Origin of the sequence: Nonomuraea sp. KM90, assembly GCF_052246675.1 — a bacterium.
Taxonomy (GTDB): domain Bacteria; phylum Actinomycetota; class Actinomycetes; order Streptosporangiales; family Streptosporangiaceae; genus Nonomuraea.
Map to the genome: position 1 here is coordinate 16,641 of NZ_JBQQCB010000039.1, position 24,737 is coordinate 41,377.

Genomic DNA, 24,737 nt, shown 5'->3' on the forward strand with positions numbered 1-24,737 from the left:
GGTACGGTGCGTGGCGGGTCTTCTCGCTAGGACGGGCAGCTGGGGCCGAGCAACTGCCAGGGCGAGCAGTTGTCGCCGGAAGACGAGCAGCACAGCCTCCTGTGCCAGCCGCTCGAGAAGCACTTGTACTGGTATCCGCACACCGCCGACGCCCTCACCTCAGGAAGTACCAGCGCCAGAGCCTTGTCGATGAGCACTTTCATCCTGCCTCCTCGTATCCCCTACTTACTGACGGTCGTGGCGATTATCGGGACGGGCGTTGGCGGGCGGTTAGCGCGGCGATAGCGCGGCTTGGGGGCGGTGGTGGGAACAGGGCGGGCGGTGGATCGCCGGAAGGAACCCGTGGCGGTGCGGTGCTGTCCCGTGGTCGCTGGTTCTCTCGGGTTCGGCAGTCAGGATGGCTGGACTTCGTCGAAGAGGGCGATGGCTTCGGTGGGGTCCGGGCTCACGAGGCGTTCCAGCCCGGCTGTTGTGATCTTCGCCCATCTGCCGGCCCGTGCCCACATCTGTTCCTCGAAGGCGCGGACGGCCTCGTCCAGATCCTCAGGACCGCGGGCGGCGGCGACGGACTCGGCGAGTTCGGCGCCTTCCAGCATCGCGAGGTTCGCGCCCGCCCCCAATGGGGGCATCAGGTGGGCGGCGTCGCCCAGTAGCGTCACCCCGGGAACGTGGGTCCAGGTGTGGGACACGGGCAGGACGTGGAGAGGGCGGGGGACGAAGGCGGTGCCGTGGCGGAGGAGGTCGAGGACGGGAGCGGCCCAGCCGTCGAACAGGGCCAGCAGCCTTGACCGCACGGTCTCGACATCGGCCTCGACATCGGCCTCGACATCGGCCTCAACATCGGCCTCGACATCGGCCTCGACATCGGCCTCAACATCGGCCTCGACATCGGCCTCGACATCGGCCTCGACATCGGCCTCGACATCGGCCTCGACATCGGCCTCAACATCGGCCTCGACATCGGCCTCGACATCGGCCACGTCGAGGCCCGCGCGCCGGTCCAGGTTCGTGTGCCGGTCCAGCGGCGCGCGGAACTGGGCGTACACCTTGACGTGGCCGCCGCTGTTGCGCTGGGCGACGAGGGCGCGGTTCACGCCGTACACGGCCACGGAACCGTCGCCGATCAGCCGGGCGAGGTCGGGATGGCGGGTGTCGACGTCGTCCAGGGAGGTCTCGACCAGGGTGACGCCGGTGTAGTGCGGCGTCGCGGACGAGACTGCCGGGCGGACCCGGGACCAGGCGCCGTCCGCGCCGACCACGAGGTCGAACGTCTCCTGCCGCCCGTCCGCGAACCGGACCAGCACGCCGTCCCGGGTCCCCGGCACCACCTCCGTCACGCCCCGCCCCCACTGAACGTCCAGGGGGCCGAGCAGCAGGTCACGGAGTTGCCCGCGGTCGATCTCGGGATTGGCCCGGTCGTCCGGACGGGGTTGCCAGTCGCGCAGGACGGCCCCGTCCGTGTGCAGGATGCGCATGGCCTGCCCCTCGGGACGGGACAGCGCCTGGAACTCCGCCAGCAGCCCCGCCTTGTCCAGCGCGAGCTGGCCCAGCTTTACGTGCAGGTCCAGCGTGCCGCCCGGGGGACGGGCGTCGGGGGCGGGATCGCGTTCGAGGACGGTGACGGGGTGATCGTGGCGGTGCAGGACGCGGGCGAAGGTGAGGCCGGCGGGGCCGCCTCCAACCACGGCGATACGGTGTCTCATGTCGATACACTGTATTTCGCTGAGATGGCGTATCGCAACAGTACGATGTACGCATGACTGTGTGGGACCGGCCAGAGCCGCCGACTCGCCCCGCCCCGCTCGACCGGGAGCGGATCGTCGCCGCCGCCATCGCCCTGGCCGACGAAGGCGGGCTGGAGGCGGTGTCGTTGCGCAAGGTCGCCGCCCGGCTGGACGCCGGCCCGATGCGGCTGTACGGGTACATCTCCACCAAGGAGGAGCTGTTCGACCTCATGGTGGACGAGGTCCACGCCGAGATCCTCCCCGAGGAGGAGCCCGCCGACTGGCGGGAGGCGCTGCGCAGCCACGCCCACCGCACCAGGCAGGCCACCCTCCGTCACGAATGGCTGGCCGACCTGCTCGGCGGCCGTCCAGCCCTGGGCCCGAACGCCCTCGCCGTGACCGAGGCCAAGCTGGCCGCCCTCGACGGCCTCGCCGACCTCGACACCGTCATGCGCGCCGTGGAGACCGTCAGCGCCTACTTGACCGGCGCGATCAGGCGCGAGATCGCGAACCTGCGGGCCGAGCGCGCCACGGGCCTGTCCAAGCGCGACTGGCAGCGCGCCTCCGGCCCGCATGTGAGCAGGATGCTGGCCACGGGCCGCTTCCCGGCGCTGGCCAAGTTCGTGCACGACGGCACGGAGGTGGACGCCGAGACGTCCTTCGCGACCGGCCTGGACTGGGTCCTCGACGCCGTGGCCGCCAAACTCACCGGGCACCCGAGTCGGGGAGTTTCGTGACGTCGCCGGATCTGGCGGTGTCGTAGCCGCCGAGTGCGGAGATCCGGTCGCGCAGGGCCGGCGTCTGTAGGGCGGCGATGAGATGAGCGGCCGGGTCGAGGGCGGTCCCGACCAGCCCGATGTCGAAGTCCTCCCAGGTCAGGGGAATGAACTCGAGGTCCAGCTCGGCAGCGGCCGCGCGGATTCCGAGGCCGACGTCGACGGTGCCGGTGGCAACGGCCAGGGCGACCTCGAGGTGGGTCCCGACCTGCGGTCCCCGGAGGCTGTCCGGGTCGTGACCGGCGGCGAGGAGCAGCCGGTCCAGCAGGATTCGGGTCCCGGTGCCCGGCCGCCGGGTGGAGACCCGCCGCTTTGCCACATCGGCTATGCCGGTGATGCGGTGGGGGTTGCCGGGCAGCACGATCAGCCCCTGCTCGCGTCGCCAGAGGTGGATCAGGTGCGGGTCCAGGCCGCGCAGCATGCCGAGCGCGAAAGGCGCGTTGTAGACGCCGGTGTGGTGCAGCAGATGGATCGCCGCGCCGTCGGCGCGACCCTGGCGTACCGCGGCGAGGCCGGTGACGCTGCCCTCGCGGGTGGCGATCTTCAGCTTGCCGTGAAGCGCGCCGGCGAGGAGATCGAGAGCGGGGTCGTCGCTGCCGGCGAGGGTGAAGACCAGGTCCCCGTGCAGGAAGCGCCGGGCGGCGAGCGTGGCGCCGGGGGCTACGCGGGCACGGCGACGCTCGGCCAGCTCGAGCACTCCGACGTCGGCCAGCCGGCGCTGCGCCCGGCTGACGGTGGAGGCGGTGGTGTCCCACTGCTGGGCGATGTCGCGGACCCCCGGCAGCTCGTCGCCAGGGTGGAGGGTCCCCGCGCTGATCCGCTGGGCGAGATCAATGCAAATTTCCCGATATCGGGTCACGTTGCACAATTTACCCTTGCACTACTCTGATGTAGCACAGATAGGGTCACAGTCATGCGCAGACAGGTCCTGATCGGGTTCGCGTGGATGGCGGCAGCCTTACTGGCCGGGTGCGGGACCGCCCCCTCCTCCAGCGGGCCGGCGGAGAAGTCGCTGATCCTGGCCACCACGACCAGCACCCAGGACAGCGGGCTGCTCGACGAGCTGTTGCCGGTGTTCACCCGCGACAGCGGCTGGCAGGTCAAGACCGTGGCGGTCGGCAGCGGGCAGGCCATCGAGCTGGGCCGTCGCGGGGAGGCCGACGTGTTGCTGGTGCATTCCCCCGCAGCGGAGGAGAAGTTCGTCGCCGAGGGCAGCGCCGGCACCCGGCGGCTGGTGATGCACAACGACTTCGTGCTGCTCGGCCCGAAGGCCGACCCGGCCGAAGTACGGGGCACGAGCAGTACGAACGCGATGAAGAAGATCGCCACCGCGCGGGCGGTGTTCGTCTCCCGGGGCGACGAGTCGGGTACGCATTCCAGGGAGAAGGACCTCTGGTCCCGGGCCGGAGTGACTCCAGGCGGTTCCTGGTACCAGTCCACCGGGCAGGGCATGGGCGCGACGCTGCGGGTCGCCGGCGAGAAGGCCGCCTACACCGTGTCCGACCGGGCCACCTATCTCACCCAGCGCGGCACCTTGGAGCTGGAGGTGCTCAGCGAGGGCGACCCGGGCCTGCTGAACGTCTACCACGTCATCGAGATGACCGAGAGGGCGGGCAACCGCGTGCGGCCCGACGGCGCGAAGGCGTTCGCCGACTGGATCGTCGCCCCGCCCGCGCAGCGGCTCATCGGCGAGTTCGGGCGGGCGGAGTTCGGCCGCCCGCTGTTCACCCCGGACGCCGGCAAGGACGAAGCGACGCTGGGCCAGTGAGCACAGCCGGGGAGGTCGTTCGATGGATGTGCTGTTCGACGGGTTGGTGGACGCGATCGAGCTGCTGCTCTCCGGGGACGAGGACAGCTGGTCGATCATCGCGCTGACCCTGCGCGTCTCGTTGACCGCGACCGCGATCGCCCTGCTACTGGGATTGCCGCTGGGTGCGATCGTGGCGCTGGCCCGCTTTCCGGGCCGGCGGCTGCTGCTGGCGGCGGCCAATACCGGGATGGGCATGCCGCCGGTGGTGGTCGGGCTGTTCGTCACCGTGCTGCTGTGGCGCAGCGGGCCGCTGGGCGGGCTCGGGCTGCTCTACACACCCACCGCGATGATCATCGCCCAGGCCGCGATCGCCACCCCGATCGTGATCGCACTGGTCGCGGCCGCACTGCAACAGGTCGATCCCGACTTCCGCGTTCAGATGCAGGCTCTGGGAGCGAATCCGATCCGTGCGTTCGCGGCGCTGCTGGGCGAGGCCAGGTTGCCGCTGCTGGCCGGGGCGATGGCCGCCTTCGGCGCGGTGGTGAGCGAGGTCGGGGCCGCGCAGATGGTGGGGGGCAACCTGGCCGGACAGACCCGGGTGCTGACCACCGCTGCGGTGCTGGCCACGAGCCGGGGCCAGTTCTCGCTGGCAATCGCGTTCGGCATGATCCTGCTGACGATCGCGTTCGGCGTGAACCTGTCGCTGACGCTGATTCAGCAGCAACGGACGGCGCCGCGGTGAGCGGCCCGAGCACCGGGATCGGGTGCCGAGACCTGCGCGTGCGCGCCGGCGACCGCGAGCTGCTCAGCGTGCCGGAGCTGGATGTCGCCTCGGGACGCACGCTGGCCGTGCTGGGTCCCAACGGAGCCGGCAAGTCCACCCTGCTGCGCGCGCTCGGCCTGCTCAGCAGCCACCGTGTCACCGGACAGATCCTGCTCGATGGTCGTCCCGCGACGCGCCCACTGATGCGCCACGCCATCGCGGCCGTGCTGCAACGGCCGATCCTGCGCCGCGGCACGGTGGCCGCCAACGTGATCAGCGGACTGCGGTTCCGCGGTATGAGCCGCCGCGAGGCCCGCATGCGCGCCTGGCCGTGGATCGAGGCGCTCGGCCTGGGCCCGTTCGCCGGCCGGGACACCCGTACCCTGTCGATCGGCGAGGCTCAGCGGGTCAGCATCACCCGCGCGCTCGCGGTCGGGCCTCGGGTGCTGCTGCTCGATGAGCCGTTCAGCGGGTTGGACGGCACCACCCGCGCCGACCTGATCGCCGACCTGCGCGCCGCGCTGACCGGACAGCCCACCGCCACGATCCTGGTCACCCACGATCGGCAGGAGGCCCTCGCCCTGGCCGAGGACACCGCGCTGCTGATCGGCGGCCGGATCCGCCAGCACGGCCCGACCGCCGAGGTGCTGGACCACCCCAGTGACGCCGGCACGGCCCGGCTGCTCGGTTACACCAACATCCTCCCCCCGGCTCTCACCGGCCGGACGCACACCCTCGTGGCACGGCCCGAGCACACCCACCTCATCCTCGAGGCGTCCGATGGCCCCGCTGACCAAGGCGATGACGTACGGCCGGTGACCGGAACGCTGCGCCGGACCGTCGCACTCGGCATCGCCACCCGCGTCGACGTCGACACCTCCAGCGGCCCGCTGACCTGCCTGCACCCCGGCGACCTGCTCGCCACCGAACTTCCCCCGATCGGCGGCAACGTCCGCGTGAGAGTTCGGCACACGCGGACGTTGCTCAGCGCCGACGGAAACGAATGGACGGCGAACGAGCGGGGGAGGGGCGACAGGTTCCCGTCGGCCTGATCAGTCCTGGGTCTCCGGGATGTCGTCGTACCGGGCGGGGTCGATCTGGTTCACCGCACCGGTGCCCAGGGCCTCGATGATGGCGTCGAGTCCGTTGGCGACGGTCTGCACCAGTTGCCCGCGCTGCTTGGCCCCCCAGGTCTGGGTCTGCCCGCGCACCTCGAACAGCACGGTGCCCGAGCCGTTGAGCGCGAACGAGCCGAGCCCGGTGCCGGGCAGGTCGATGTCCTGCGGGTAGAGGGTCAACGATCCGAACGGCGACTGCCCGCGGAGCGACAGTGCGTCGTACGCCGCCAGGGTGAGCCGCTTGGAGTAGTCGAGCCGGTAGCCCTGGTTGTACTCGTGGTGGTTCTCCACGTCGACGAACTTGCCCGACAGCGACATGGTCACCTGGTCCTCCCCGCTCTCGTCGAGGTCGCAGGGGCCCTGGTGGTGCAGGTCGAGGTAGGTGTCGACGGCGCCGAACTCCGCCTTCAGCGACTTGTACAGGTCCCTGACCGCCCTGGACTCCGGATGGATGTACCAGCCCGGCTCGGAGGAGGAACCGGGGAAGTCCGCGGCCCGGGGCACGTAGTTCAGGTCCGGGTGGTAGTCGCGGTTGACGTCGAAGCCGGGCCGCGTCGCGTAGTCGTCTCCCGTACGCGGCTGGTCGTAGTAGTTCCACGCCGGCTGCGCCCCCGCCAGTTGCGGGAAGTCCGCGACGACCTCGGCCCAGGTACGGTCGTTGCCCCGCCGGTCGAGCTCCGCGCCGTCCGGGTTCATCTTGGGCACGGCGACCAGCGTGACCAGCGAGCGCAGGCGCTCGGCCGCCGGCGTGCCGGCCGTCATGTCGCGCAGCAGGGAGAGCACGGCGTCGGTGCCGGTCTTCTCGTTGCCGTGGATCTCGCTGGTGATCAGCACGACCTTGGGGCCGGTGCCGGTCCGCGCCGCCCAGATCTCACGCCCGCGGTTGGACGTGCCGATCTGCGTCACGTCCAGGACGTCGGAGCGCTGCGACTCCAGCCGCTGGAGCTCTTCGCGCAGCTCGGCGTGGCTGGTCCACGCGGATGCGCCGGTGTCCCCGGTGGAGGTGCCGCAGTGCGCGTTCGCGGGCTGGGCGACGGCGGGCGACGCCAGCGGCAGGGACGCGCCCACCAGGGCCGCCACGGCCAGGCCCACGCCGGCCAGCCTCGGCGCCACGGCACCGTACGCGGTTCGGTTCTTCCTCGTCATGGTCTTCTTCACTCCTCGTCGTCCTGGTCGATCGGCTCGCCGCGCTCCGGAATGGTGTCGGCCACCGCCGGGTCGACCGCGGCGAGGCTGCCGTCCGCGGCGGCCTGGAGCAGCGCGGCCATGGAGGCGTAGGCGGTGCGGATCAGGTAGCCGCCGGACTTCTGGCCGAGGCCGCCGCGCAGCTCGACCAGCAGGCTCGCGCTGCCCTGCAGGCCGAAGGAGTTGCGCGCGATGCCCGGGAGGGAGTCGCCGGGGTAGAGGCTGACGTCGGCGAAACCGTACTGCTGCAGCGAGGTGTAGACGAGACCGGCGACGCGCTTGCTGTCGGCGAGGACCTGCGGCGCCACGCCGGGGTTGGTGGGCCACAGGATGGAGGCGGTGGCCAGGGACCCGTCAGGCTGGCGGTAGCTGCCCTGGTGGTGGTAGTCCACGGTGATGTCCGGCTGCCACGAGCGCACCATCCGCTGGATCGCGGCCGACTCCGGCACCGGGTTGGCCTCGGGCGACATCGCGGGGTCGTGGTAGCGGTTGATGTCGAATCCCACTCCGGACAGGCAGAAGGGGCCGGAGCAGCCAGGGTCGACGTTCTGCCGCTGGAAACGTTCGGTGCCGTCGGGGTTCGCGCGTACGACGATCCGCAGCGTCACGTCGTCGAGCACGTCGGCGGCCCACTTGGCCTGTGACGCGCCGATCCGCTGGAGGAGTTGCAGCGCCGCCTCCGTGCCCAGCGGCTCGTTGCCGTGCTGCTGCGTGATGTAGAGCACCTTGGTCGGCCCGGTGCCGACCGTCGCGGTCCAGATGTCGCGGCCCTCGTTCGTCCTCCCGATCGACTCCACGTCGACCGCGCCCTTGGAGCCCTGCTCCAGGCGTCGCAGTGCGGCGGTGAGCTCGTCGTAGGTGTGGAGGCGCTGGAGAGAGACCTGCTGCGCGTCCTGGACCCAGGGACCTCCCGGCGTCGTGCGATCAGCCGACGCCGTCGCCGTCCCCCAGATCGTGAGGCCCAGAACGGTGGCCAGAACAACTGCTGTTCGTCGTTTTGTGAACAAGAACAGTCTCCTTATCGATGTACGTCGGCGGAGGCGTAAATGGGTTTCAGGGCGCGCTCCACCGCCACTTGAGAACACGAAATTCCGGCGCATGGGAAAGCCCGTCCCGATGCGCGGCGACACCCGTCAATTCACCCTCGTGGAGGGTGGAAAGGGGTTAGTCAACGAACACTGCGTGCTCCTCGCGCCGACGCCGTAGCCGGTGGCCGCTGATATCTGGATATGGACCGAATGGGGCCGCGGGCGTCGGGAGCACCCCGGCACGGCGAAGCAGAATGAATATCGTCCTTCCCTGGTGCTTGCTGCAACACGACCGGCGCAGGTCGCCATGACTCTTGTAACAAACCTCAACTGGCATGACAAGTGTCACGTTCGGTGTCCGGACCGGGCCGCACCGTGACCCTTGGCGGCGTTGAGGGGTGCCGCCGAACGTCGCGGCCATAACCGGGCCCGCAAAACACCCAGGAAACTGACAGGAATCCGGACTTGTCCCGGGGCGGACCGCCGTGGAAACGTCGCTGGTGACTTTTCCGCCCGGGATTTCGGTCTCCCCGGCGGGTCTGGCAGGTTTACGCAAGGAGCGGTCGTGCGTCTGCGCAAATGTTTTCCAGGAAAAGCCGAAGGGAACGCGGTAAGCCCGTCACCGAGATTCTTCAGTGGCCGGACGAGCATGATGGCCGCCACCATGGCGATGGCATTGACCACGTCGATCGTCGCCGCCTCACCCGCGCACGCGCTGGACGAGGAAGGGCCGGGAAACTGCACGGTCCAGGACAACCCCTCCTGGTCCGGCTGGTCCAACCACGAGCAGGTCGGTGCGGCGCTCGCGCAGATCGAGCGGACCAGCAGCGGCCGCGTCGACGTGGAGGTCGTGGGTCACTCCGCACAGGGCCGGGCGCTGTGGGCCGCCCGGGTGGGAACCGGTGACCGGGTCCTGCTGGTGACGTCGGCGATCCACGGCAACGAGCGCACCGGGACCGAGGCGCTGCTGGCGATCCTCAAGGACCTCGGCAGCGGCGGCGACGCGCGGACCAGGCAGCTGCTGGAGGACATCACGCTGGTCGCGATGCCGATGGTCAACCCCGACGGCGGCGAGCTCAACCGGCGCATCAACGTCCTGTCCTGGGCCGACACGGTGGCCACGTTCCCGCAGCTGCAAGGCGCCCCCGCGGCCTGGTACCACAGCCTGCGCGGTGACGGCATCAACCTCCCCGGCTACGACCTCAACCGGGACTTCAACCCCGATCTCGACTACGTGCCGCGGGCCGCCGACCTGCCTGGCAAGGACACCGACGCGGGGTTCTTCCTGGCTCCGGAGTCGCGCGCGATCCGCGACGTGTACGTCGGCCTGCGCCAGGAGAAGGGCGCCGTGGACGCCTACGTCGACCTGCACCACATGGGGCCCTGCGACCGCCTCACCGGCGGACCCCAGGACGGTGACCTCATCACCTTCTCGCTGGACTACCCGCCCCTCGGCGTGCAGGACGGAGCCGCGTACAAGGCGGAATGGCCGGCGCTGGATCAGGACAAGTCCCGCCGTTACGCGCTCTCGGTCTACAACGGGCTGATCGCGACGTACGGCGCGCAATCCCCCCTCACGGCCGTCGGCCGCTACTTCCACCCGGACACCCGCGAGTACGCCGGGCAGGGCCGATCGGCGTTCGCCCTGAACGGCACCGGCACCGTCCTGTTCGAGGTGCGCGGCCAGCAGGACGATCTGGGCCAGAAGCACAAGGGCATGTTCGTCAACGCGGTGCGGACCGGGGTCGAGTCGCTGATGACCGGCCTGGCCACCGGCAGCGTCGACGCCCTGGACGGCGACGACTTCTTCGACCTGCCCGATTACGGCTGGGACACCACCGCCGACTGAGCCACCCACCCGTCCGGCACGACGCACCACGCAGCCGCAGAGCGCCGCGCTCTGCGGCTGCCGCCGTTCGCCGCCGGGGGTCCTCGGTACCGTGTGGTGCATGAGCACGGTGCGGTACTGGCGTGACCCGTTGTGGGGCGGGGTGGATCTGATGTCGGCGACCTTCACCGGTGACCCGTTCGGCCGGCACCTGCACGACACGTACGCCATCGGCGCCGTCGAGCGGGGCGAGGAGGAGATCGGCTTCCCGGAGGGCGTGCGGAGCACCGGAGTGGGATCGATCGTGATGATCGACCCCGGCGTGGTGCACACCGGACGGGCCCGCACCCCCGACGGATGGTCGTATCGGGTCCTCTACCCCCGGCCGGAGCAGGTCCAGGCCATCGCGCGGGAGGCCGGGGCCGGGGACGGCGTTCCGTCGTTCCCGTCGAGGGTGGCGGACGACGACGACGCGTGCCGGCTGCTGCTGGCGGCGCACCGCGCGGCCGAGCAGGGCGCGCGGCTGGCGGCCGACTCGATGTTGCGGGTGCTGCTGGCCCGCCTGATCGGCCGCTACGCCAGGGGACAGATGCGCGCCCGCCGCCCCAGGGCCGGTGCCCGCGCCGCCGCCCGGGCCCGCGAGCTGCTGCACGGCTCGCCGGCCGACCCGCCCGACCTGGGCACGCTGGCCGCGGCGGTCGGGGCGGAGCCGTTCGCGCTGCTGCGGGCGTTCCGCCGGGCCTACGGGCTGCCGCCGCACGCGTACGTCGTGCAGTTACGCGTGCGGCGGGCCAAGACCCTGCTCGCTCGGGGGATCGCCCCCGCGGAGGTGGCGGTGTCGGTCGGGTTCTGCGACCAGTCGCACCTGTCGCGGCACTTCCGCCGGGCCGTCGGCGTGACGCCGGGGGCGTACCAGCGAGGGGTACGGAACGGGCGCGCCCTCACGACGGGCGGCCTCACGACGGGCGGCCTCACGACGGGCGGCCTCACGACGGGCGGCCCCGCAGAGGGTGCCGGTTAGCGGGCCGCGCCGTCGATGATGCGCAGCGCCTCCTCCACCCGCTCCTTGCCGGTGCGGAAACTCAGCACGCACATGCGCAGGTAGAAGACGCCGCCGACCGTGGTGCTCGACAGGTAGACGCGCCGGGTGGCGTTGACGTCGGCCAGGAACCGCCGGTTGCGCTCGTCGTCGCCGTCCCGCAGCCGGAACACCAGGACGGTGAGGTCCGGCGGCCACGGCACGTCGAGGCGCGGGTTCGCCGACAGCTCGCGATACACCAGGGTCGTCAGGTCGAGCTTCTCGTCGAGGGCGTCGGCGAAGGCGCGTACGCCGTGCAGGTGCAGCGGCAACCACAGCCGCAGACCCCGATACTCCCTGGTCAGCTCGATGCCGAGCTGGCTGTAGTCGGGCAGATCTTCGACCGGGCTGAGATCCTGCAGGTATTGCCCGCCGCCGGCGTGAGCGGCGCGCAGGGCCGCCGGATCCCGCACGAGCAGGACACCGGTCCCGTACGGCAGGAAAAGGCTCTTGTGCGGGTCGAAGGTGAGCGAGTCGGCGTCCCCGATCCCCGCCAGCAGGGCGCGCCCGCGCTCGGTGAGCTGGAAGCCGCCGCCGTAGGCGGCGTCCACGTGGAACCACAGGCCCTGCTCGCGGGCCAGCGCGGCCAGGCCGGCCAGCGGGTCGATCGTGCCGGTGCTGGTGCTGCCCGCCGTTCCGGCGAGCAGGAACGGGCGCAGTCCCGCCGCCCGGTCAGCCTCGATCATGGCAGCCGCGGCGGCCGGGTCCATCCGCAGGTCCGCGGTGGTGGGCACGACACGTACGCAGCCGGCCGGCAGCCCGGCGAGGTGCGCGGCCTTGGCCAGGCTGTAGTGGGTGTGCTCGGTGGCGTACAGGGTGCCGTCGCCGAACTCCGCGCCCAGCCGGTCGTGCCGCGCGGCCACCACCGCCGACAACGTCGCCACCGAGGCCCCGGTCGTGACCACCCCGCCCGCACCCGGGGGCAGGCCGAACCGCGTGGCGAGCCAGGCCAGCACGCTCTCCTCCATGGCGACCAGCGCGGGCGCGGTCTGCGCCACCCCGGTGAACCGGTTGACGACCTGCGCCAGCAGCTCGGCCAGCGCCGCCGAGACGAGGCCGCCCGCCGGGAAGTAGGCCAGGTAACCGGGGCCGGAGGTGTCCACACCCTGCCCGGCCGCCTGCCGGAAGGTCTCCAGCAGGTCGCCGAAATCACCGGGCCCGTCGGCCGGGGGACGGCGCACCCGCGCCGACAGCTCGGCGGCGGCCCGGTAGTCGCTGGCGGGGGCCTCAGGCAGGGCGGCGACCTGTCGGACGATGAGATCGAGGGCCTGGCGGCCGAGGTCGTCGATCATGCCGGGGGTCAGGTCAATGGGGACGGGGCTGGGTTCGCTCGGCGTCGTCATGCCGACACGGTAAGGATGCGGCAGGCGATGTGGATTGGACGTAATTGCACGTTCAGTCCTCCGCGAGGGAGCGCGGCATGTGGCGGCCGGGCCGCTTCTCGCCGGAGTGCAAGGAAGAAGCCATTCGCCTGGTGCTGGAGGGCGGCGGGGACTCGATGACGCTCGCCACGTACGGACTCATCGACGCGGAGAAGGACGGTAGCAGCACCCAGCTGAAAGTCAGGGCGCACAATCTGCGACGTTGTCCCGCAAACCCAGACGGCCCTCGTAGATGGCGACCTTGTGGGTGATCAGCTTGAGGGACTCGTTGAGTTCGTGCATCTGGGCGAGCACCCGTTCCCGATGTTCGCGCAACACCTCCAACCGAGCCACCTCGTTGCCTTGGCCCGCCCTGACGAGCTCGGTGTAGCGCCGGATGTCGGTCAGGGGCATGCCGGAGGCCCGCAGCCGGATGCACACGCCCAGCCAGTCGACATCGCCCTCGTCGTAGACCCGGTGCCCCGCGGTTCCGCGCCGTACCGGCTGGGCCAGCAGCCCCTCCCGCTCGTAGAACCGGAGTGTGTGCACGCTGAGCCCGGTGCGTTCGGCGACCTGGCCGATGCTCAAACCCGACATGTGGCCGAGTTTGCCCTAGAGTCGGCTCTAGATTCTAGGGTCCGCAGTATGAGACATCGCATCCTCGGCGGCACCGGCATCGAGGTCAGCACCCACTGCCTCGGCACCATGATGTTCGGCTCGGCCGGCAACCCCGACCACGATGACAGCATCCGCATCATCCGCACCGCCCTCGACCACGGCATCAACTTCGTCGACACCGCCGACATGTACTCGGCGGGCGAGTCGGAGGAGATCGTGGGCAAGGCACTGCAGGGCCGGCGGGACGAGGTGGTGCTGTCGACCAAGGTGCACTTCCAGATGGGGGAGGGGCCCAACCGAAGCGGCAACTCGCGGCGTTGGATCATGCGCGAGGTCGAGGCGAGTCTCAAGCGGCTGCGCACCGACTGGATCGACCTCTACCAGATCCACCGCCCCGACCACCGGACCGACATCGAGGAGACCCTCTCCGCACTCACCGATCTGGTACGGCAGGGCAAGATCCGGGCCTTCGGCAGCTCGGCCTTCCCGGCGCACGAGACGGTCGAGGCCTACCACGTGGCCCGGCAGCGCGGCTTGTACCGGTTCCGCACCGAGCAGCCCCCGTACAACATCCTGGCCCGCGGCATCGAGGGCGACGTCCTTCCCACCGCGCAGCGGCTCGGCATGGGCGTGCTCACCTACAGCCCGCTGGGCTGGGGGTTCCTGACCGGCCGTTACCGCAAGGGGCAGCAGGTCGACCTGTCGCAGGGCCGCGCGGCGCGGGCGCCAGAACGGTTCGACCCGGCCATCCCGGTCAACGCGGCCAAGCTGGAGATCGTCGAGGAGCTGGTGAAACTGGCGGACGAGCTCGGCTGCACCCTGCCGGCGCTGGCCGTCGCCTTCGTCGCGTCACACCCGGCGGTCACCTCGGTCATCCTCGGCCCGCGCACGATGGAGCAGCTGGAGAGCCTGCTGAAGAGCGCCTCGCTGGTGCTCGACGACACCGTGCTCGACCGGATCGACGAGCTCGTGCCGCCCGGCACCAACGTCTACCACCCTGTCGGCCTCTGGAGCCCCGCGCCCCTGACCGACCCGGCGTTGCGCCGCCGCCCGCTCGGCGACCGCGCCGCGAGCTGACTGTCAGCGGGTGCTATAGGCGAGTCCCATGGCTCCGCGGCAGGGTGAGGGTCAGGACGGTTCCGCCTCGGGGGGCGTTGGCCGCGGTGAGAGTGCCGCCGTGCAGGCGCGCGTTCTCGGTGGCGATGGCCAGGCCCAGGCCGCTGCCGTCGGTACGGGTACGGGCGGCGTCGCCTTTGGTGAAGCGGTCGAAGACGTGGGGCAGCAGGTCGGCGGGGATGCCGGGCCCGTCGTCGGAGACGGTGACGACGATCTGGTCGGCATCGGCCCGAACCTGGACGAGGACCGACATCCCCGAGCCGCCGTGGCGCAGGGCGTTGCCGACGAGGTTGGCCAGGATGACATCGACGCGGCGCGGGTCGAGCCGGGCGCGCAGCCCGGGGGGAACCTCGGTGCGGACCCGGTCGCGCCAGTGCCGCAGCGCCAGCGTCTTGTCGATGAGCTCGCCCACGTCGACTTCGTCAAGGTTCAGTACGGCGACGCCGGCGTCGAAGCGGGACACCTCGATCAGGTCCTCTACCAGGCGGCTGAGCTTGCGTGTCTCGTCGGAGACGAGTTGCAGCGCCTCGGCGGTGAGTGGCGCGAGGCGGCCGGAGGCGGCGTCGGCGTCGAGGACGTCGGTCACGGCGGACATGGCCGCCAGCGGCGTGCGCAACTCGTGGGAGACGTCGGCGGCGAACCGGCGTGCCCGCGCCTCCATGTCGCGCAGCGCGGCCGCGTCGGACTGGAGCGTGGCCGCCATGGTGTTGAACGTACGGCCGAGGTCGGCGAGTTCGTCGTTGCCGGTGACGCGTACGCGGGTGTCGAGACTGCCGCCCGCCACCCGCTCGGCGGCCGTCCGCAGCCGCCGTACCGGTCGCAGCAGTCTGCGCGCGGCCAGCAGCGCGGGGACGATGGAGACCAGGGCGACGGGCAGGGCTCCGGCGCGGGCGGCGGCCGCCAGCGTGTCCACATCCTGCTGCTGCGAGGCCAGGGAGAAGGAGGCGTAGACGACGAGCGGCGGGGGGCCGTGTGGGCGGGCGGCGGCGGTGACCGGAAGGGCGATGGCCAGCCAGGGCTCCTGGCCGCGATGGAAGCGCTGGGCCAGTGCGGTGGTCGCGGTGGCCGCTTGAGTGCGCAACTGCGCGGGCAGAGGCGGCTGCGCTCCGGTGGCGATGAGCGGGCCGCCGCGATGGGACAGGGCGGTGCGCCAGCCGCGGATGCCTGTCGCGCGGTCCAGCTGCAGCGCCAGCATGCGCAGGTCCGCCTCGGTGGGGTCGGCGGGCAGGTCAGGCGTCCGGGAGGCGAGGTGGGCGCGCAGGTCCTGAAGGGCGTCGGCCTGGGCGCGTTCCACGATCGCGGTACGGCCCTGACGGAAGGTGATGGTGGCGGCGATCAGCGCGCTGAGCACGGAGACCAGCAGGAACACCAGGACCAGCTGGGCTCGCAGACCGCGGGGGAGCGACGGGGGGATCACAGCGGCCCGAACCGGTAGCCGAAGCCGCGTACGGTTTGGATGTAGCGGGGGTTGCGGGGGTCGTCCTCGATCTTGGCCCGCAGCCGCATCACGCACGCGTCGACCAGCCGGTAGTCGCCGTGGAAGGTGTGCTCCCACACCTGTTCCAGGAGCTGCTGGCGGCTGAAGGTCTGTTCGGGCGCGGCCGACAGGAACAGCAGCAGCTTCAGCTCCGTCGGCGCCAGCGCCAGTTGCGCGCCGTGCTTGAGCACGCGCAGGGCGACCCGGTCGATGAGCAGGTCGCCGTGGGTGGTGCGGGTCTGGCCGGAGGAGGCGGGCGGCGCGGTACGGCGCAGCACCGCGCGCATGCGTGCCTCGATGACCTCGCTGCTGGCGGGCTTGATCACGTAGTCGTCGGCGCCGGCCTCCAGACCGACCACGATGTCCACGTCATCGTCGCGCGCGGACAGGATCACGATGGGCACCTGGCTGAAGGCGCGGATGCGGCGGCAGGTCTCCAGGCCGCTCATGCCGGGCAGCATCAGGTCGAGCAGCACGACCTCGGGTGCGCTCGCGACCAGCTCGGCCAGCCCCTCTTCACCGGTCGCGACCAGCACCGTTTCGTGGCCCCGGTGGCGCAGGCCGACGCTCACGCCCCGGCGCACGGCCGGATCGTCTTCTATCACGAGCACGCGGGTCATGAGGAGGCTCCTTGGTCGGCCGGGACGGCCGATCCGTTCTCGTCGCATCTGACCGGCCAGGGCCGGTCCATGTCGGGCTCGACCACCTCGACGACGGGGTCGTCGCCGGCGTACGCGGCGGCGGCCGTGCAGACGAGCTGGCTCACCGCCACCGGCCGCAGGTTGCGTACCTGCCAGGGCAGACGTAGCTCCACCCGGCCTCTGATCGTCGTGGCCCGGACCGGCCGGGTCGACGGGGGAAGCCGTGTGATCAGCCCTCGGGCCCGCTCCTCCGCCGTGGGGCCGGCGAGCAACGCGTTCATGGCCTGTTGCAGCCGGTTTCCGGCCGGGGCCGGCCGCGAGACGGGCCAGGTGCCCTCCTGCGTGACGAAGTACACCCGCAGGAGCCGGCCGCTGTTCTCGGTCAGGCCGCCCCGGACCGGCTGACCGGCGGGCAGCGCATCGGTGTCGGTGATCCCGCAGCCCGCCAGGGCCGCCGCCACGACCAGTACGGTCGCCACGCGGCGCAGCACCCCCGGCATGTGGTGTTCTCCTCTTCGACGCGATGTCACCGGTGTGACCTGGCTAGAGCTGACCGAGCTTGCTCACATCGACCGTCCCGGCACCGGGTTGCGGCCGCGGTATCGCCGCCCACAGTCCCGCCGCCATCGCTCCCGCGGCGGCCAGCGCCACCCATCCGCGGCGCCCGGTGGCCCACCGGGCGCGCAGTCGTACCGGATCCTCGACAGCGACCTTCGACACTACCGCAGCCAGCAGCGACAGGCCGATCGCGGCGACCGTCCAGCCCCAGCCGGTGAGCCCGGCCACCGGCCAGGGCAGCAGCAGATAGACCGGCCAGTGCCACAGATACAGGCTGTAGGACAGCTCGCCCAGCCGGCGCGGTACGGCGCTGCCCACTGCCCGGCCCGCCAGGCCGTCCGGCGCGTGGGCGAGGAGCGCGATCAGCGCCGCGCCGGCCAGGGCGTGCGCGAACATCCCGCCCCGGAACAGGCCGGGGTTCGTTTCCCCGCTGGTCAGCACCCATGACGCGAGCAGCCCGCCCAGCACCGGGACGCAGATCGCGTCCACGGCCGCGCGTGACAGGCCGGCCACGGCGTGGCGGACGGGCGCGGTGGCCGCGGCCGCGCCGAGGAGCAGGGAGCAGGCCCGGGTGTCGGTGCCCTCGTAGGCGCGGGTGGTGTCCACGGCCGCCCCGAACCTGATCATGAGCAGGAGCGAGACGAACGCACCGGCGACCGCGACCACCGCGACCCGCCGCTGCCCGCCGCGCCCCCTCCCGACCAGCGCCACCACCAGGGGCCAGGCCAGGTAGAACTGCCACTCGACGCTGATGCTCCACAGGTGGGCGAACAGACGGGTGCCGGAGGCGTTCCAGTATCCGATCTGCTCGCCGATGAAATGCCAGTTCAGGCCCTGGACGGCCACCCATGGCGCGTCCCGCAGGGCGGACCCCAGCATGCCGGGCCCGGCGAACGCCCAGGCCAGCAGCAACGTCGCCGCGATCATGACGGCCAACGCGGGCAGGAGCCTGCGGGCCCTGCGCCCCCAGAAGGCCACCAGGTCGATACGGCGGCGCCCGGCGAGCTCCTCCAGCAGCAGACCGGTGATCAGGAAGCCGGACAGGACGAAGAACAGGTCGACGCCCAGGAACCCGCCGCGCATGTGCCCGGCGTGGAACAGCAGGACCGCGGCGACGGCGAGCCCGCGCAGCCCGTCGAGCGCGCCGATATGCGGGCGGCGGGCGGCCGGCTCCATCAGCCGCAGCCGAGTTTGACGAAGCGCTCGTCGCCGGTCCACGGCCCGGTGGCCCAGGCGCCGGGGGCAGCCGGGGTGAAGCCGGCCAGCGTGCCGAGCTGCCTGGCGAACCAGGTGGCGAAGGCCGCCGACCCTTGCTGACAGGAGTGGATCCCGTCCTTGGCCCGCTGGGCCTTGCCGGCGGCGTAGTCGTCCCCCCACAGCTCAGAGGCGTCCAGGTAGCGAACGTCCGCGACCTTGGCGGCCATCGCGGGGGCGCTCTTGATCGCGTCCGCGTGGGGCTTGAAGAATTCGTCGATCTTGAACGGCGGGGCGGAGACCAGGACGAGCCGGGCACCGGCGTCCTTCGCCGCCCGGGCAAGCCTCTGGTAGGCCGCCAGCTGCTGGCGGGGCGTGCCCCAGTCGTAGGTGGTGATCTGGTACGCGATCACCGTTGGCCGGAAGGAGACGAGGTCCTCCTTCAGCCTCTTCCAGGTGTCCTTGGCCGCCATGGCCGTCACCGGATGATCACCGGCGACGATGTTACCGCCGCCGTTGGAGGTGGCGTTCCTGAACCGCACACCACTGGCCTGCAGCGCGGCTGCCACGGCCGGGGCCTGCGCGCCCGCGATGGAGTCGCCCATCCACAACACCCTGACGCTGGTCGCGGCCTGACCGGCGGGCCGGGCCGTCGCGGTCGGCCCGGCGCCGGGGGCCGCGGTGAACGCGCCGCAGGCCGTCGCCGTGGCCCCGGCCGCGACGGCCACGGCCGCCATCACTCCGGCACGACGGCGGGCGGTGGATCCTTGGGGGAACGGGGAGCCAGGGGAGGGGTTCGTCGGTTGCATGGTCCGTAAGGCAACCAGACGAATCCGGCGATCAGCCGCGTTGTCATCGTTCCATCACACAATGAGGGATCAGCCATCACAGAGCTTCGCTGCCCCCGAACGGGCGCTGGGCCCGGCGTACGTCGGTCATCGCCTCGGGCTCGGCGGCCCGCCCCGAGCATGGTGCGTGCCGCCGATGCCGGCCCGGAAGGACCTCCCGTCCGACCCGTCATCTTGGCCGGTGGCCGGGCCGTCGGGTAACCCGGAGCTGGTTCACCGCCTCGACGACGGGCGCGGCGCCGTCCTCTGCCGTGACCCGGACCGACAGGGCCTGGGCCCGCTGCCGGTAGGCCGGGTCGGTGACCGCTGTGGTCAGCGCGGTGGCCAGCCGTGCGGGCGTCAGGCGGCGGAACGGGATCGCGGCCGGAGCCACGCCGAGCGCCACCAGCCTGGACGCCCAGAACGGCTGGTCGTTCATCACCGGCACGGCCACGGCGGGCACCCCCGCCCGCACCCCGCTTCCGGTGGTGCCGCCGCCGCAGTGGTGGGCGACGGCGGCCATCAGGGGGAACAGCCAGTCGTGCGGCACGTCACCGACCGCCAGCACATCGTCCGAGAGGCGTCCCCGCAGGCCGGTCTGCACCACGCCGCGCAACCCGGCCCGCCGCAGCGCGTGCACGGCCAGCTCCGTGTACTGCTCGGCCCGCGTGCCCGCCAGGCTGCCGAAGCCGACGAAGACCGGTGCGGGTCCCGACGCCAGGAAGTCGCACAGCACCGGATCCGGCTGCCAGCCCCGCGGCCGGAGCGGCCACCAGTAACCCGTGATCTCCAGCCCCGGCCGCCAGTCGGACGGACGCGGCAGCACCACCGGGCTGACCCCGTGGAAGACCGGCCAGCGCGTGCTCTCCCGGTGCTGGTAGAGGGCGCGCGGGGGCATCGGGGGCAGCCCCAGCCGGGCCCGCATCTTGGTGCTCAACCCGGCGAGCAGCGGGCCGGCGGCGGGTAACTCGAACGCGAGCCGGGCCGCCCTGCGGTTCCCCCACCGCCCGAGCGACCGGTGGAACAGGCTCATGACCGGCGGAAAGTCCCCCGTGGGCTCGACCGGCTGCAGGTGCACCCCCATGCTCGGCACGCCCATCGCCTCGGCGACGTGATAGCCCGACGCGCCCGCCAAGCCGAGCAGGAGCAGGTCGGCCTCCTGCTCGGCGATCTCGGCCAGGCCCTCCACGAGCTGCTCGCTGTATTCCTTGAAGGCGCTGACGCGTACCGCGAGCCGGCCGGTCAGCGCGCGGAGCGGGTCTCCGGGAAGCGGCAGATGGTCCAGGCCCGCGTCGGTCACCAGCTCCGCGTACGGCTCGTGCGCGGCGATGGCCACCTCGTGCCCGGCCTCGCGCAACCGCACCCCCAGCCCCGTGTACGGCGCCACGTCCCCGCGCGTGCCGACTCCGATGATCAGAACCCGCATCCAGATCCACCCCCGTCAGTCCCCTTTTTTCATACAGTCGCATGGTAAACGGGGACGATGGTTTTTACCATGCACTCGCATGATAAAGTCGCGGGATATGCCGAAGATCGTCGACCACGAGGCCCGGCGGCGGCACATCGCCGAGGCCGTGCACCGCGTCATCCACGACAAGGGCATGGAGAGCGTCAGCCTGCGGGTGGTCGCCGCCGAGGCCGGGATGTCCATGGGGGCGGTGCAGTACTACGTCACGACGAAGGACCAGATGCTGCTGCTGGCGCTGGAGCGCATCGGGATCTGGATCGGGGAGCGGGTGGCCGCCGTGGCCGCGCACCGGTCCACGCCGCTCGACGTGCTGCGGGCGACCGTGCTGGAGCTGTTGCCGCTGGACGAGGAGCGCAGCTACCTGAACCGCATCGGCTTGGCGTTCCAGGCGAGCTCGGTGGTGTCCGAGGACCAGGCGACCGCGATGCGGCTCGGGTTGCCGCTCCTGCTGTCCTTCTTCGCCGAGCAGATCAGGGCCGCCCAGGCCGCCGGCCAACTCGCCGCCCACCTGAATGCCGGCAAGGAGGCGAGCATCCTGTACGCCTTCGCGCAGGGCGTGGTGAACGCCACCCTGGTGGGGCACTACACACCCGAGGACGTCGCGGCGCTGCTCGACTACCACTTGGCGCGGCTCCGCACGGGGTGATGGTCGCAGGCCTGCCGCCACTTGCGCCGCAGTCTCCAACTTAAGAAATCTACAATGTAAAGGCGCTGGCTTTGAACGTTTTTCGTGGTCAGCGCTCCAGCGACTGGGTGCCAAGGACGATGACGAGGGCCAGGCGGTCGGCGTCCTCGGTGCCGGGCTCGGCGGTGTAGGCGGTGATGCGCAGGTCGTCCAGGGCGACGAACAGCGTGTCGCAGTCGAGGGTGATCGGGCCGACCGACGGGTGGTTGATGGTCTTGTGTCTGGACGGGTCGGTCAGGGGTGGTGGGGTGTCGGCGTCCCAGAGTTCGGCGAAGCGGGGGCTGCCGGAGGTCAGGTCGTTGATCAGGCGTCGCAGGGTGCGGTCGGCGGGGTAGCGCGAGGCCGTCAGGCGTAGGTCGGCGACGAGCCGGGCTTCGTGTTCGGCTTGTTCCTGTGGGGTGTGCGCGATCCGGGAGGGCAGGCGGGCGACGTTGCGCCAGACGGCGTTGCGTTCCAGGCCGTGCCAGGTGGTCGTGTCGCCCATGAGTGCGTCGTAGGGCGGGTTGGCCAGCACGAGTGTCCAGCTGGCGTCGTACACGACGACGGGGGTGTGGGACAGCCGGTCGAGCAGGCGTTGCACGCTCGGGGGGATCCGCGAGGGCACGATGTCCGGGCCGGGCGCGGCGTGTCCGGCCAGCCGGTAGAGCAGGTCGCGTTCGGTGTCGGACAGGCGCAGGGCTCGGGCCAGTGACTCCACCACCTGCGCTGACGGCGCGGTCGCGCGTCCTTGTTCGAGGCGGGTCAGGTAGTCGGCCGAGATGCCGGCGAGCGCGGCCAGTTCTTCGCGGCGCAGGCCGCTGGCCCGGCGTCGGCGGCCTACGGGTACGCCGGCGGTCTCGGGTGCCACCCGGTCGCGCCAGCGGCGTACCGTTCGGCCGAACTCCCATGTTTCCACGCGTTCCAGTCTGCGGGTGCTCGTACTGGGTTGTCCTGGCCCTGGCAGTCCTACGAAAACGGGACGACTGCCTGCGGGCCGGCTGATCTCGCAGGCTGGGGTCATGACCGAACCCGGAACTGTTCTGATCACCGGCCCGACCCGCAACCTGGGCCGCCATGCTGTGCTGGCCATGGCCGGCCGCCGGCATGGGGAGCGCCCCGATCTGCTGCTGGTGGGCCGCGCCGGGCGGGATCTGGCCGCGGTCGCCGACGAGGCTCGCGCGCGTGGCGCGCGTGTCCGTGAGATCGGCTGCGATCTGTCGCGCCTGGCCGACGTGCGTGCCGCGGCGGTCGCGGTGCGTGACCTGCTCGCTGCCGGTGCGGTGGGGCCGCTGCGGGCGTTGATCGCCAACGCCGGTGTCATCTCGACCGACACCCGGCTGGCCTCGTCCGACGGCTACGAGTTGACTTTCGCCGTCAACTATCTCGCCCACGCCCAGCTCGTCGGTGATCTGCTGGGCTCGTTCGCTGCCCCGGCGCGGGTCGTGCTGCTCGGCTCGAACACTTATTACGCCAATTTCTGGCGCAGGCTGCTGGGGGTGGCCGAGGCCGAGTGGGCCGATCCTGTCGAGCTTGCTCGTCCGGCTGCCGGTGAGCGGGCTCCGGGGATGACGGTCTCCGGCGTCGCGTACTCCAACGCCAAGCTGGCGATCCTGTACTACGCCCATGAGCTGCAGCGTCGTGTCGGTGCCGGGGTCAGCGTGTCGGTGTTCGAGCCGGGTTGGATGCCGGGCACCGCGTTGGGTCGTGGCGCTCCCGCGGTGGTTCGGGCGGTGAGTCGCGCCTTGGGTCGGGTGCCTGGTGTGTCGACGCCGGAGCGTTCGGGGCCGCTGCTGGCTGCGATGGCCCTTGACGAGGAGTGGGCGCATTTGCGTGCGGGTGCGTTCGTGGTGAAGTCCAAGCTGGCCGAGGTGCGGCCGGTCGCTCACGACCGGGATCGGGAGCGGCGCCTGTGGGAGGCGACTGCGGAGCTGTTGGAACGCGCAGGTGCGTCGCGTTAGTGGGTACCGCATCGCCCTGCTCCGTTATGGATCTTGGAGTGCGATCTGGGAGGTGGATCGCCGGGGTGTGTACCTGTTGTTTTCTGCGCCGTTACTACTGGGACCGCAAGCTGGAAGAGTGAAGGGGTGAGGGGTGAAGCGATGAGTGGAACGACCGAGAGGGCGGTTCTTGCCGGGGGCTGCTTCTGGGGTATGCAGGATCTCATTCGCAAGCGCGACGGGGTGTATGCCACCAGGGTCGGGTACACGGGCGGTGACGTGCCGAATGCGACCTACCGGAATCATGGGTCCCATGCGGAGGCGATCGAGATCGTCTTCGATCCGGAGAAGGTCTCGTACCGGGACCTTCTGGAGTTCTTCTTCCAGATCCATGACCCGAGCACGAAGAATCGCCAGGGCAACGATGTCGGGGTCAGCTACCGGTCGGCCATCTTCTACACCAGTGATGAGCAGCGGCGGATCGCGGAGGACACGATTGCCGATGTGGACGCCTCCGGTCTGTGGCCGGACAAGGTGGTCACCGAGGTCGAGCCGGCCGGGCCGTTCTGGGAGGCGGAGCCCGAGCACCAGGACTATCTGGAACGTTATCCGAGCGGTTACACCTGTCATTACGTCCGGCCGGACTGGCGGCTGCCGCGTCGCGACGACAAGGCCGGCCGATGAGGGGCGCTCTCGCGGAACGGAAGGGGCCAGGGTGCCGGCGCAGGCCTGTCGGCTCCTGAATCGCTGATGAATGAGTTGACCTGCATCGACGTCGTGTCCCGGGCCGGCGACTACCTGGATTCGGTTCTGGATCCTGGTGAGGCGGCCCGGGTCACGGAGCACCTCGAGGGCTGCGCGGACTGCGCCGCTTATATGGCACAGCTGCGGACGACGATCGATGTCCTCGCCCGTCGCCCTGGTATCGAGGTCCCCGCTCCGCTTCGAGAAGCCGTGGACGGGATGAACGCGGGAGCCGGCGAGGGAGGCGACCTCCGGAGGGCCTTCGCCGAGCATGGTCCCCGGCTGCTCGCGCTCGCCCGGGCGATCGATCCCGGACACGCCGAGGACCTGGTGCAGAGCACGTGGGTCCAGGCGCTGCGGCAGGCAGACCCGGACGCGTTCGAGCTGCGCAGCCTGCTGAGCACCCTGGGTGACCTCGCCGACCGGCACAGCGTCACGGACGTGGAGACCGAGCAGCCCCGGCGGGACCGGGCCACCGAGGTGTCCCGGATGGAGCCGGACCCTTACGCCGACCCGGCCGAGCTGTTCTATCCCGATCTCTACCAGGAGGGACCGGACCTAGGCGGGTGGATCAAGTCGCCCAACTCCTGGCCGGGGCCTGCCCAGATTCTCGCTCCGGATGAGGACGTGACGACGACGGAGCTGTACGGGGTCGTCGACGCCGCACTCGACGAGCTGCCTCCGGCGGGGGCGGAGTTGCTCTCGTTGGTCGATGTCCAAGGCGTACCGAGCGAACTCGCGATCCGCACTCTGGGTCTCGATCCGGTCACGGCGCGGCGTGAGCTGCACCGTGCCCGTAACCACGTCCGTGACCGTCTCGACAAATACCTGGCCCGCTCCGAGGCGTCGTGACGGCCGGAAGCGGCAGGGCTGTCGGCTTTC

Annotated in this window: 23 protein-coding genes and 1 pseudogene; 11 read left to right on the forward strand and 13 right to left on the reverse strand. The window is 71.2% G+C overall.

Going from position 1 to position 24,737, the window contains the following annotated elements; all coding sequences use genetic code 11:
- Positions 1 to 392: 392 nt before the first annotated feature.
- Positions 393 to 1,703 (reverse strand): FAD-dependent monooxygenase, encoded by a 1,311-nt coding sequence (locus tag ACTWPW_RS31235; RefSeq protein WP_443170728.1) that lies wholly within the window; start codon positions 1,701 to 1,703, stop codon positions 393 to 395.
- 53 nt (positions 1,704 to 1,756) lie between these two features.
- Between ACTWPW_RS31235 and ACTWPW_RS31240 the strand changes: the two genes are divergently transcribed.
- A complete protein-coding gene (locus tag ACTWPW_RS31240; RefSeq protein ID WP_375112529.1) occupies positions 1,757 to 2,461 on the forward strand; it encodes a TetR/AcrR family transcriptional regulator in 705 nt (234 codons plus the stop codon).
- On the opposite strand, the gene ACTWPW_RS31245 is transcribed toward ACTWPW_RS31240, so the two are convergent.
- Positions 2,430 to 3,359, reverse strand: a complete 930-nt coding sequence (locus ACTWPW_RS31245) for a substrate-binding domain-containing protein (protein ID WP_375112528.1) — start codon at positions 3,357 to 3,359, stop codon at positions 2,430 to 2,432. The genes ACTWPW_RS31240 and ACTWPW_RS31245 overlap by 32 nt on opposite strands.
- A gap of 54 nt (positions 3,360 to 3,413) precedes the next feature.
- Between ACTWPW_RS31245 and ACTWPW_RS31250 the strand changes: the two genes are divergently transcribed.
- The 3 genes and pseudogenes from ACTWPW_RS31250 to ACTWPW_RS31260 all read left to right on the forward strand — a co-directional run.
- Positions 3,414 to 4,268 (forward strand): substrate-binding domain-containing protein, encoded by an 855-nt coding sequence (locus ACTWPW_RS31250; protein ID WP_443170729.1) that lies wholly within the window; start codon positions 3,414 to 3,416, stop codon positions 4,266 to 4,268.
- A gap of 22 nt (positions 4,269 to 4,290) precedes the next feature.
- The gene (locus tag ACTWPW_RS31255; RefSeq protein ID WP_375112526.1) at positions 4,291 to 4,992 is read left to right on the forward strand and encodes an ABC transporter permease; all 702 of its coding nucleotides are present in this window, start codon (positions 4,291 to 4,293) and stop codon (positions 4,990 to 4,992) included.
- Between the two features lie 62 nt (positions 4,993 to 5,054).
- A pseudogene (locus ACTWPW_RS31260) lies at positions 5,055 to 6,065 on the forward strand (ABC transporter ATP-binding protein); the annotation flags it as partial.
- On the opposite strand, the gene ACTWPW_RS31265 reads toward ACTWPW_RS31260, so the two are convergent.
- Both ACTWPW_RS31265 and ACTWPW_RS31270 read right to left on the reverse strand, forming a co-directional pair.
- Positions 6,066 to 7,277, reverse strand: a complete 1,212-nt coding sequence (locus tag ACTWPW_RS31265; RefSeq protein ID WP_443170730.1) for a M14 family zinc carboxypeptidase — start codon at positions 7,275 to 7,277, stop codon at positions 6,066 to 6,068.
- An 8-nt stretch (positions 7,278 to 7,285) separates the two neighbouring features.
- Positions 7,286 to 8,323 (reverse strand): M14 family zinc carboxypeptidase, encoded by a 1,038-nt coding sequence (locus ACTWPW_RS31270; RefSeq protein WP_443170731.1) that lies wholly within the window; start codon positions 8,321 to 8,323, stop codon positions 7,286 to 7,288.
- 685 nt (positions 8,324 to 9,008) lie between these two features.
- Between ACTWPW_RS31270 and ACTWPW_RS31275 the strand changes: the two genes are divergently transcribed.
- The gene (locus ACTWPW_RS31275) at positions 9,009 to 10,193 is read left to right on the forward strand and encodes a M14 family zinc carboxypeptidase (RefSeq protein WP_375112522.1); all 1,185 of its coding nucleotides are present in this window, start codon (positions 9,009 to 9,011) and stop codon (positions 10,191 to 10,193) included.
- A gap of 100 nt (positions 10,194 to 10,293) precedes the next feature.
- Complete coding sequence (locus ACTWPW_RS31280; RefSeq protein ID WP_443170732.1) at positions 10,294 to 11,193, forward strand: AraC family ligand binding domain-containing protein; 900 nt, start codon at positions 10,294 to 10,296, stop codon at positions 11,191 to 11,193.
- On the opposite strand, the gene ACTWPW_RS31285 is transcribed toward ACTWPW_RS31280, so the two are convergent.
- Both ACTWPW_RS31285 and ACTWPW_RS31290 read right to left on the reverse strand, forming a co-directional pair.
- Positions 11,190 to 12,593 carry a pyridoxal phosphate-dependent decarboxylase family protein gene (locus tag ACTWPW_RS31285; RefSeq protein WP_443170733.1) on the reverse strand — a complete coding sequence of 468 codons (1,404 nt, stop codon included), beginning with the start codon at positions 12,591 to 12,593 and terminating at the stop codon, positions 11,190 to 11,192. The genes ACTWPW_RS31280 and ACTWPW_RS31285 overlap by 4 nt on opposite strands.
- A 219-nt stretch (positions 12,594 to 12,812) precedes the next feature.
- The gene (locus ACTWPW_RS31290) at positions 12,813 to 13,208 is read right to left on the reverse strand and encodes a MerR family transcriptional regulator (RefSeq protein WP_375112519.1); all 396 of its coding nucleotides are present in this window, start codon (positions 13,206 to 13,208) and stop codon (positions 12,813 to 12,815) included.
- Positions 13,209 to 13,256: 48 nt separating this feature from the next.
- On the opposite strand from ACTWPW_RS31290, the gene ACTWPW_RS31295 reads away from it, so the two are divergent.
- Entirely contained in the window at positions 13,257 to 14,306 is a 1,050-nt protein-coding gene (locus ACTWPW_RS31295; protein WP_375112518.1) for an aldo/keto reductase, read from the forward strand.
- A gap of 13 nt (positions 14,307 to 14,319) precedes the next feature.
- On the opposite strand, the gene ACTWPW_RS31300 is transcribed toward ACTWPW_RS31295, so the two are convergent.
- From ACTWPW_RS31300 to ACTWPW_RS31325, 6 genes are all read right to left on the reverse strand, one after another.
- The gene (locus ACTWPW_RS31300; protein ID WP_443170734.1) at positions 14,320 to 15,762 is read right to left on the reverse strand and encodes a sensor histidine kinase; all 1,443 of its coding nucleotides are present in this window, start codon (positions 15,760 to 15,762) and stop codon (positions 14,320 to 14,322) included.
- Positions 15,759 to 16,442 carry a response regulator transcription factor gene (locus ACTWPW_RS31305; RefSeq protein ID WP_375112516.1) on the reverse strand — a complete coding sequence of 228 codons (684 nt, stop codon included), beginning with the start codon at positions 16,440 to 16,442 and terminating at the stop codon, positions 15,759 to 15,761. Before ACTWPW_RS31305 ends, ACTWPW_RS31300 begins: the two co-directional genes overlap by 4 nt.
- Positions 16,439 to 16,963 (reverse strand): GerMN domain-containing protein, encoded by a 525-nt coding sequence (locus ACTWPW_RS31310; RefSeq protein WP_443170735.1) that lies wholly within the window; start codon positions 16,961 to 16,963, stop codon positions 16,439 to 16,441. The genes ACTWPW_RS31305 and ACTWPW_RS31310 overlap by 4 nt, the downstream gene beginning before the upstream one ends.
- 43 nt (positions 16,964 to 17,006) lie before the next feature.
- Positions 17,007 to 18,197 (reverse strand): acyltransferase family protein, encoded by a 1,191-nt coding sequence (locus ACTWPW_RS31315; protein WP_443170736.1) that lies wholly within the window; start codon positions 18,195 to 18,197, stop codon positions 17,007 to 17,009.
- Positions 18,197 to 19,024, reverse strand: a complete 828-nt coding sequence (locus ACTWPW_RS31320) for an SGNH/GDSL hydrolase family protein (RefSeq protein WP_443170737.1) — start codon at positions 19,022 to 19,024, stop codon at positions 18,197 to 18,199. The genes ACTWPW_RS31315 and ACTWPW_RS31320 overlap by 1 nt, the downstream gene beginning before the upstream one ends.
- Positions 19,025 to 19,232: 208 nt before the next feature.
- On the reverse strand, positions 19,233 to 20,468 hold the full coding sequence (locus tag ACTWPW_RS31325; RefSeq protein WP_443170738.1) for a glycosyltransferase: 1,236 nt from the start codon (positions 20,466 to 20,468) through the stop codon (positions 19,233 to 19,235).
- Between the two features lie 97 nt (positions 20,469 to 20,565).
- Between ACTWPW_RS31325 and ACTWPW_RS31330 the strand changes: the two genes are divergently transcribed.
- Positions 20,566 to 21,156 (forward strand): TetR/AcrR family transcriptional regulator, encoded by a 591-nt coding sequence (locus ACTWPW_RS31330; RefSeq protein ID WP_375112511.1) that lies wholly within the window; start codon positions 20,566 to 20,568, stop codon positions 21,154 to 21,156.
- 88 nt (positions 21,157 to 21,244) lie between these two features.
- On the opposite strand, the gene ACTWPW_RS31335 is transcribed toward ACTWPW_RS31330, so the two are convergent.
- Positions 21,245 to 22,090, reverse strand: a complete 846-nt coding sequence (locus ACTWPW_RS31335) for a helix-turn-helix transcriptional regulator (protein ID WP_443170739.1) — start codon at positions 22,088 to 22,090, stop codon at positions 21,245 to 21,247.
- A 103-nt stretch (positions 22,091 to 22,193) separates the two neighbouring features.
- Between ACTWPW_RS31335 and ACTWPW_RS31340 the strand changes: the two genes are divergently transcribed.
- From ACTWPW_RS31340 to ACTWPW_RS31350, 3 genes are all read left to right on the forward strand, one after another.
- The gene (locus ACTWPW_RS31340; protein ID WP_375112509.1) at positions 22,194 to 23,132 is read left to right on the forward strand and encodes an SDR family NAD(P)-dependent oxidoreductase; all 939 of its coding nucleotides are present in this window, start codon (positions 22,194 to 22,196) and stop codon (positions 23,130 to 23,132) included.
- Positions 23,133 to 23,273: 141 nt separating this feature from the next.
- Positions 23,274 to 23,795: a peptide-methionine (S)-S-oxide reductase MsrA gene (msrA, locus tag ACTWPW_RS31345; protein WP_375112508.1), complete on the forward strand. Its 522-nt coding sequence runs from the start codon at positions 23,274 to 23,276 to the stop codon at positions 23,793 to 23,795.
- Between the two features lie 66 nt (positions 23,796 to 23,861).
- Positions 23,862 to 24,707 (forward strand): zf-HC2 domain-containing protein, encoded by an 846-nt coding sequence (locus ACTWPW_RS31350; protein ID WP_443170740.1) that lies wholly within the window; start codon positions 23,862 to 23,864, stop codon positions 24,705 to 24,707.
- Positions 24,708 to 24,737: the final 30 nt, after the last annotated feature.

Coding starts and splice junctions, on each gene's coding strand:
- ACTWPW_RS31235 (WP_443170728.1), bottom strand. CDS start 1,703: ATGAGACACCGTATCGCCGTGGTTGGAGGCGGCCCCGCCGGCCTCACC.
- ACTWPW_RS31240 (WP_375112529.1), top strand. CDS start 1,757: ATGACTGTGTGGGACCGGCCAGAGCCGCCGACTCGCCCCGCCCCGCTC.
- ACTWPW_RS31250 (WP_443170729.1), top strand. CDS start 3,414: ATGCGCAGACAGGTCCTGATCGGGTTCGCGTGGATGGCGGCAGCCTTA.
- ACTWPW_RS31255 (WP_375112526.1), top strand. CDS start 4,291: ATGGATGTGCTGTTCGACGGGTTGGTGGACGCGATCGAGCTGCTGCTC.
- ACTWPW_RS31265 (WP_443170730.1), bottom strand. CDS start 7,277: ATGACGAGGAAGAACCGAACCGCGTACGGTGCCGTGGCGCCGAGGCTG.
- ACTWPW_RS31275 (WP_375112522.1), top strand. CDS start 9,009: ATGGCGATGGCATTGACCACGTCGATCGTCGCCGCCTCACCCGCGCAC.
- ACTWPW_RS31280 (WP_443170732.1), top strand. CDS start 10,294: ATGAGCACGGTGCGGTACTGGCGTGACCCGTTGTGGGGCGGGGTGGAT.
- ACTWPW_RS31285 (WP_443170733.1), bottom strand. CDS start 12,593: ATGACGACGCCGAGCGAACCCAGCCCCGTCCCCATTGACCTGACCCCC.
- ACTWPW_RS31290 (WP_375112519.1), bottom strand. CDS start 13,208: ATGTCGGGTTTGAGCATCGGCCAGGTCGCCGAACGCACCGGGCTCAGC.
- ACTWPW_RS31295 (WP_375112518.1), top strand. CDS start 13,257: ATGAGACATCGCATCCTCGGCGGCACCGGCATCGAGGTCAGCACCCAC.
- ACTWPW_RS31305 (WP_375112516.1), bottom strand. CDS start 16,442: ATGACCCGCGTGCTCGTGATAGAAGACGATCCGGCCGTGCGCCGGGGC.
- ACTWPW_RS31310 (WP_443170735.1), bottom strand. CDS start 16,963: ATGCCGGGGGTGCTGCGCCGCGTGGCGACCGTACTGGTCGTGGCGGCG.
- ACTWPW_RS31315 (WP_443170736.1), bottom strand. CDS start 18,197: ATGGAGCCGGCCGCCCGCCGCCCGCATATCGGCGCGCTCGACGGGCTG.
- ACTWPW_RS31320 (WP_443170737.1), bottom strand. CDS start 19,024: ATGCAACCGACGAACCCCTCCCCTGGCTCCCCGTTCCCCCAAGGATCC.
- ACTWPW_RS31325 (WP_443170738.1), bottom strand. CDS start 20,468: ATGCGGGTTCTGATCATCGGAGTCGGCACGCGCGGGGACGTGGCGCCG.
- ACTWPW_RS31330 (WP_375112511.1), top strand. CDS start 20,566: ATGCCGAAGATCGTCGACCACGAGGCCCGGCGGCGGCACATCGCCGAG.
- ACTWPW_RS31340 (WP_375112509.1), top strand. CDS start 22,194: ATGACCGAACCCGGAACTGTTCTGATCACCGGCCCGACCCGCAACCTG.
- msrA (WP_375112508.1), top strand. CDS start 23,274: ATGAGTGGAACGACCGAGAGGGCGGTTCTTGCCGGGGGCTGCTTCTGG.
- ACTWPW_RS31350 (WP_443170740.1), top strand. CDS start 23,862: ATGAATGAGTTGACCTGCATCGACGTCGTGTCCCGGGCCGGCGACTAC.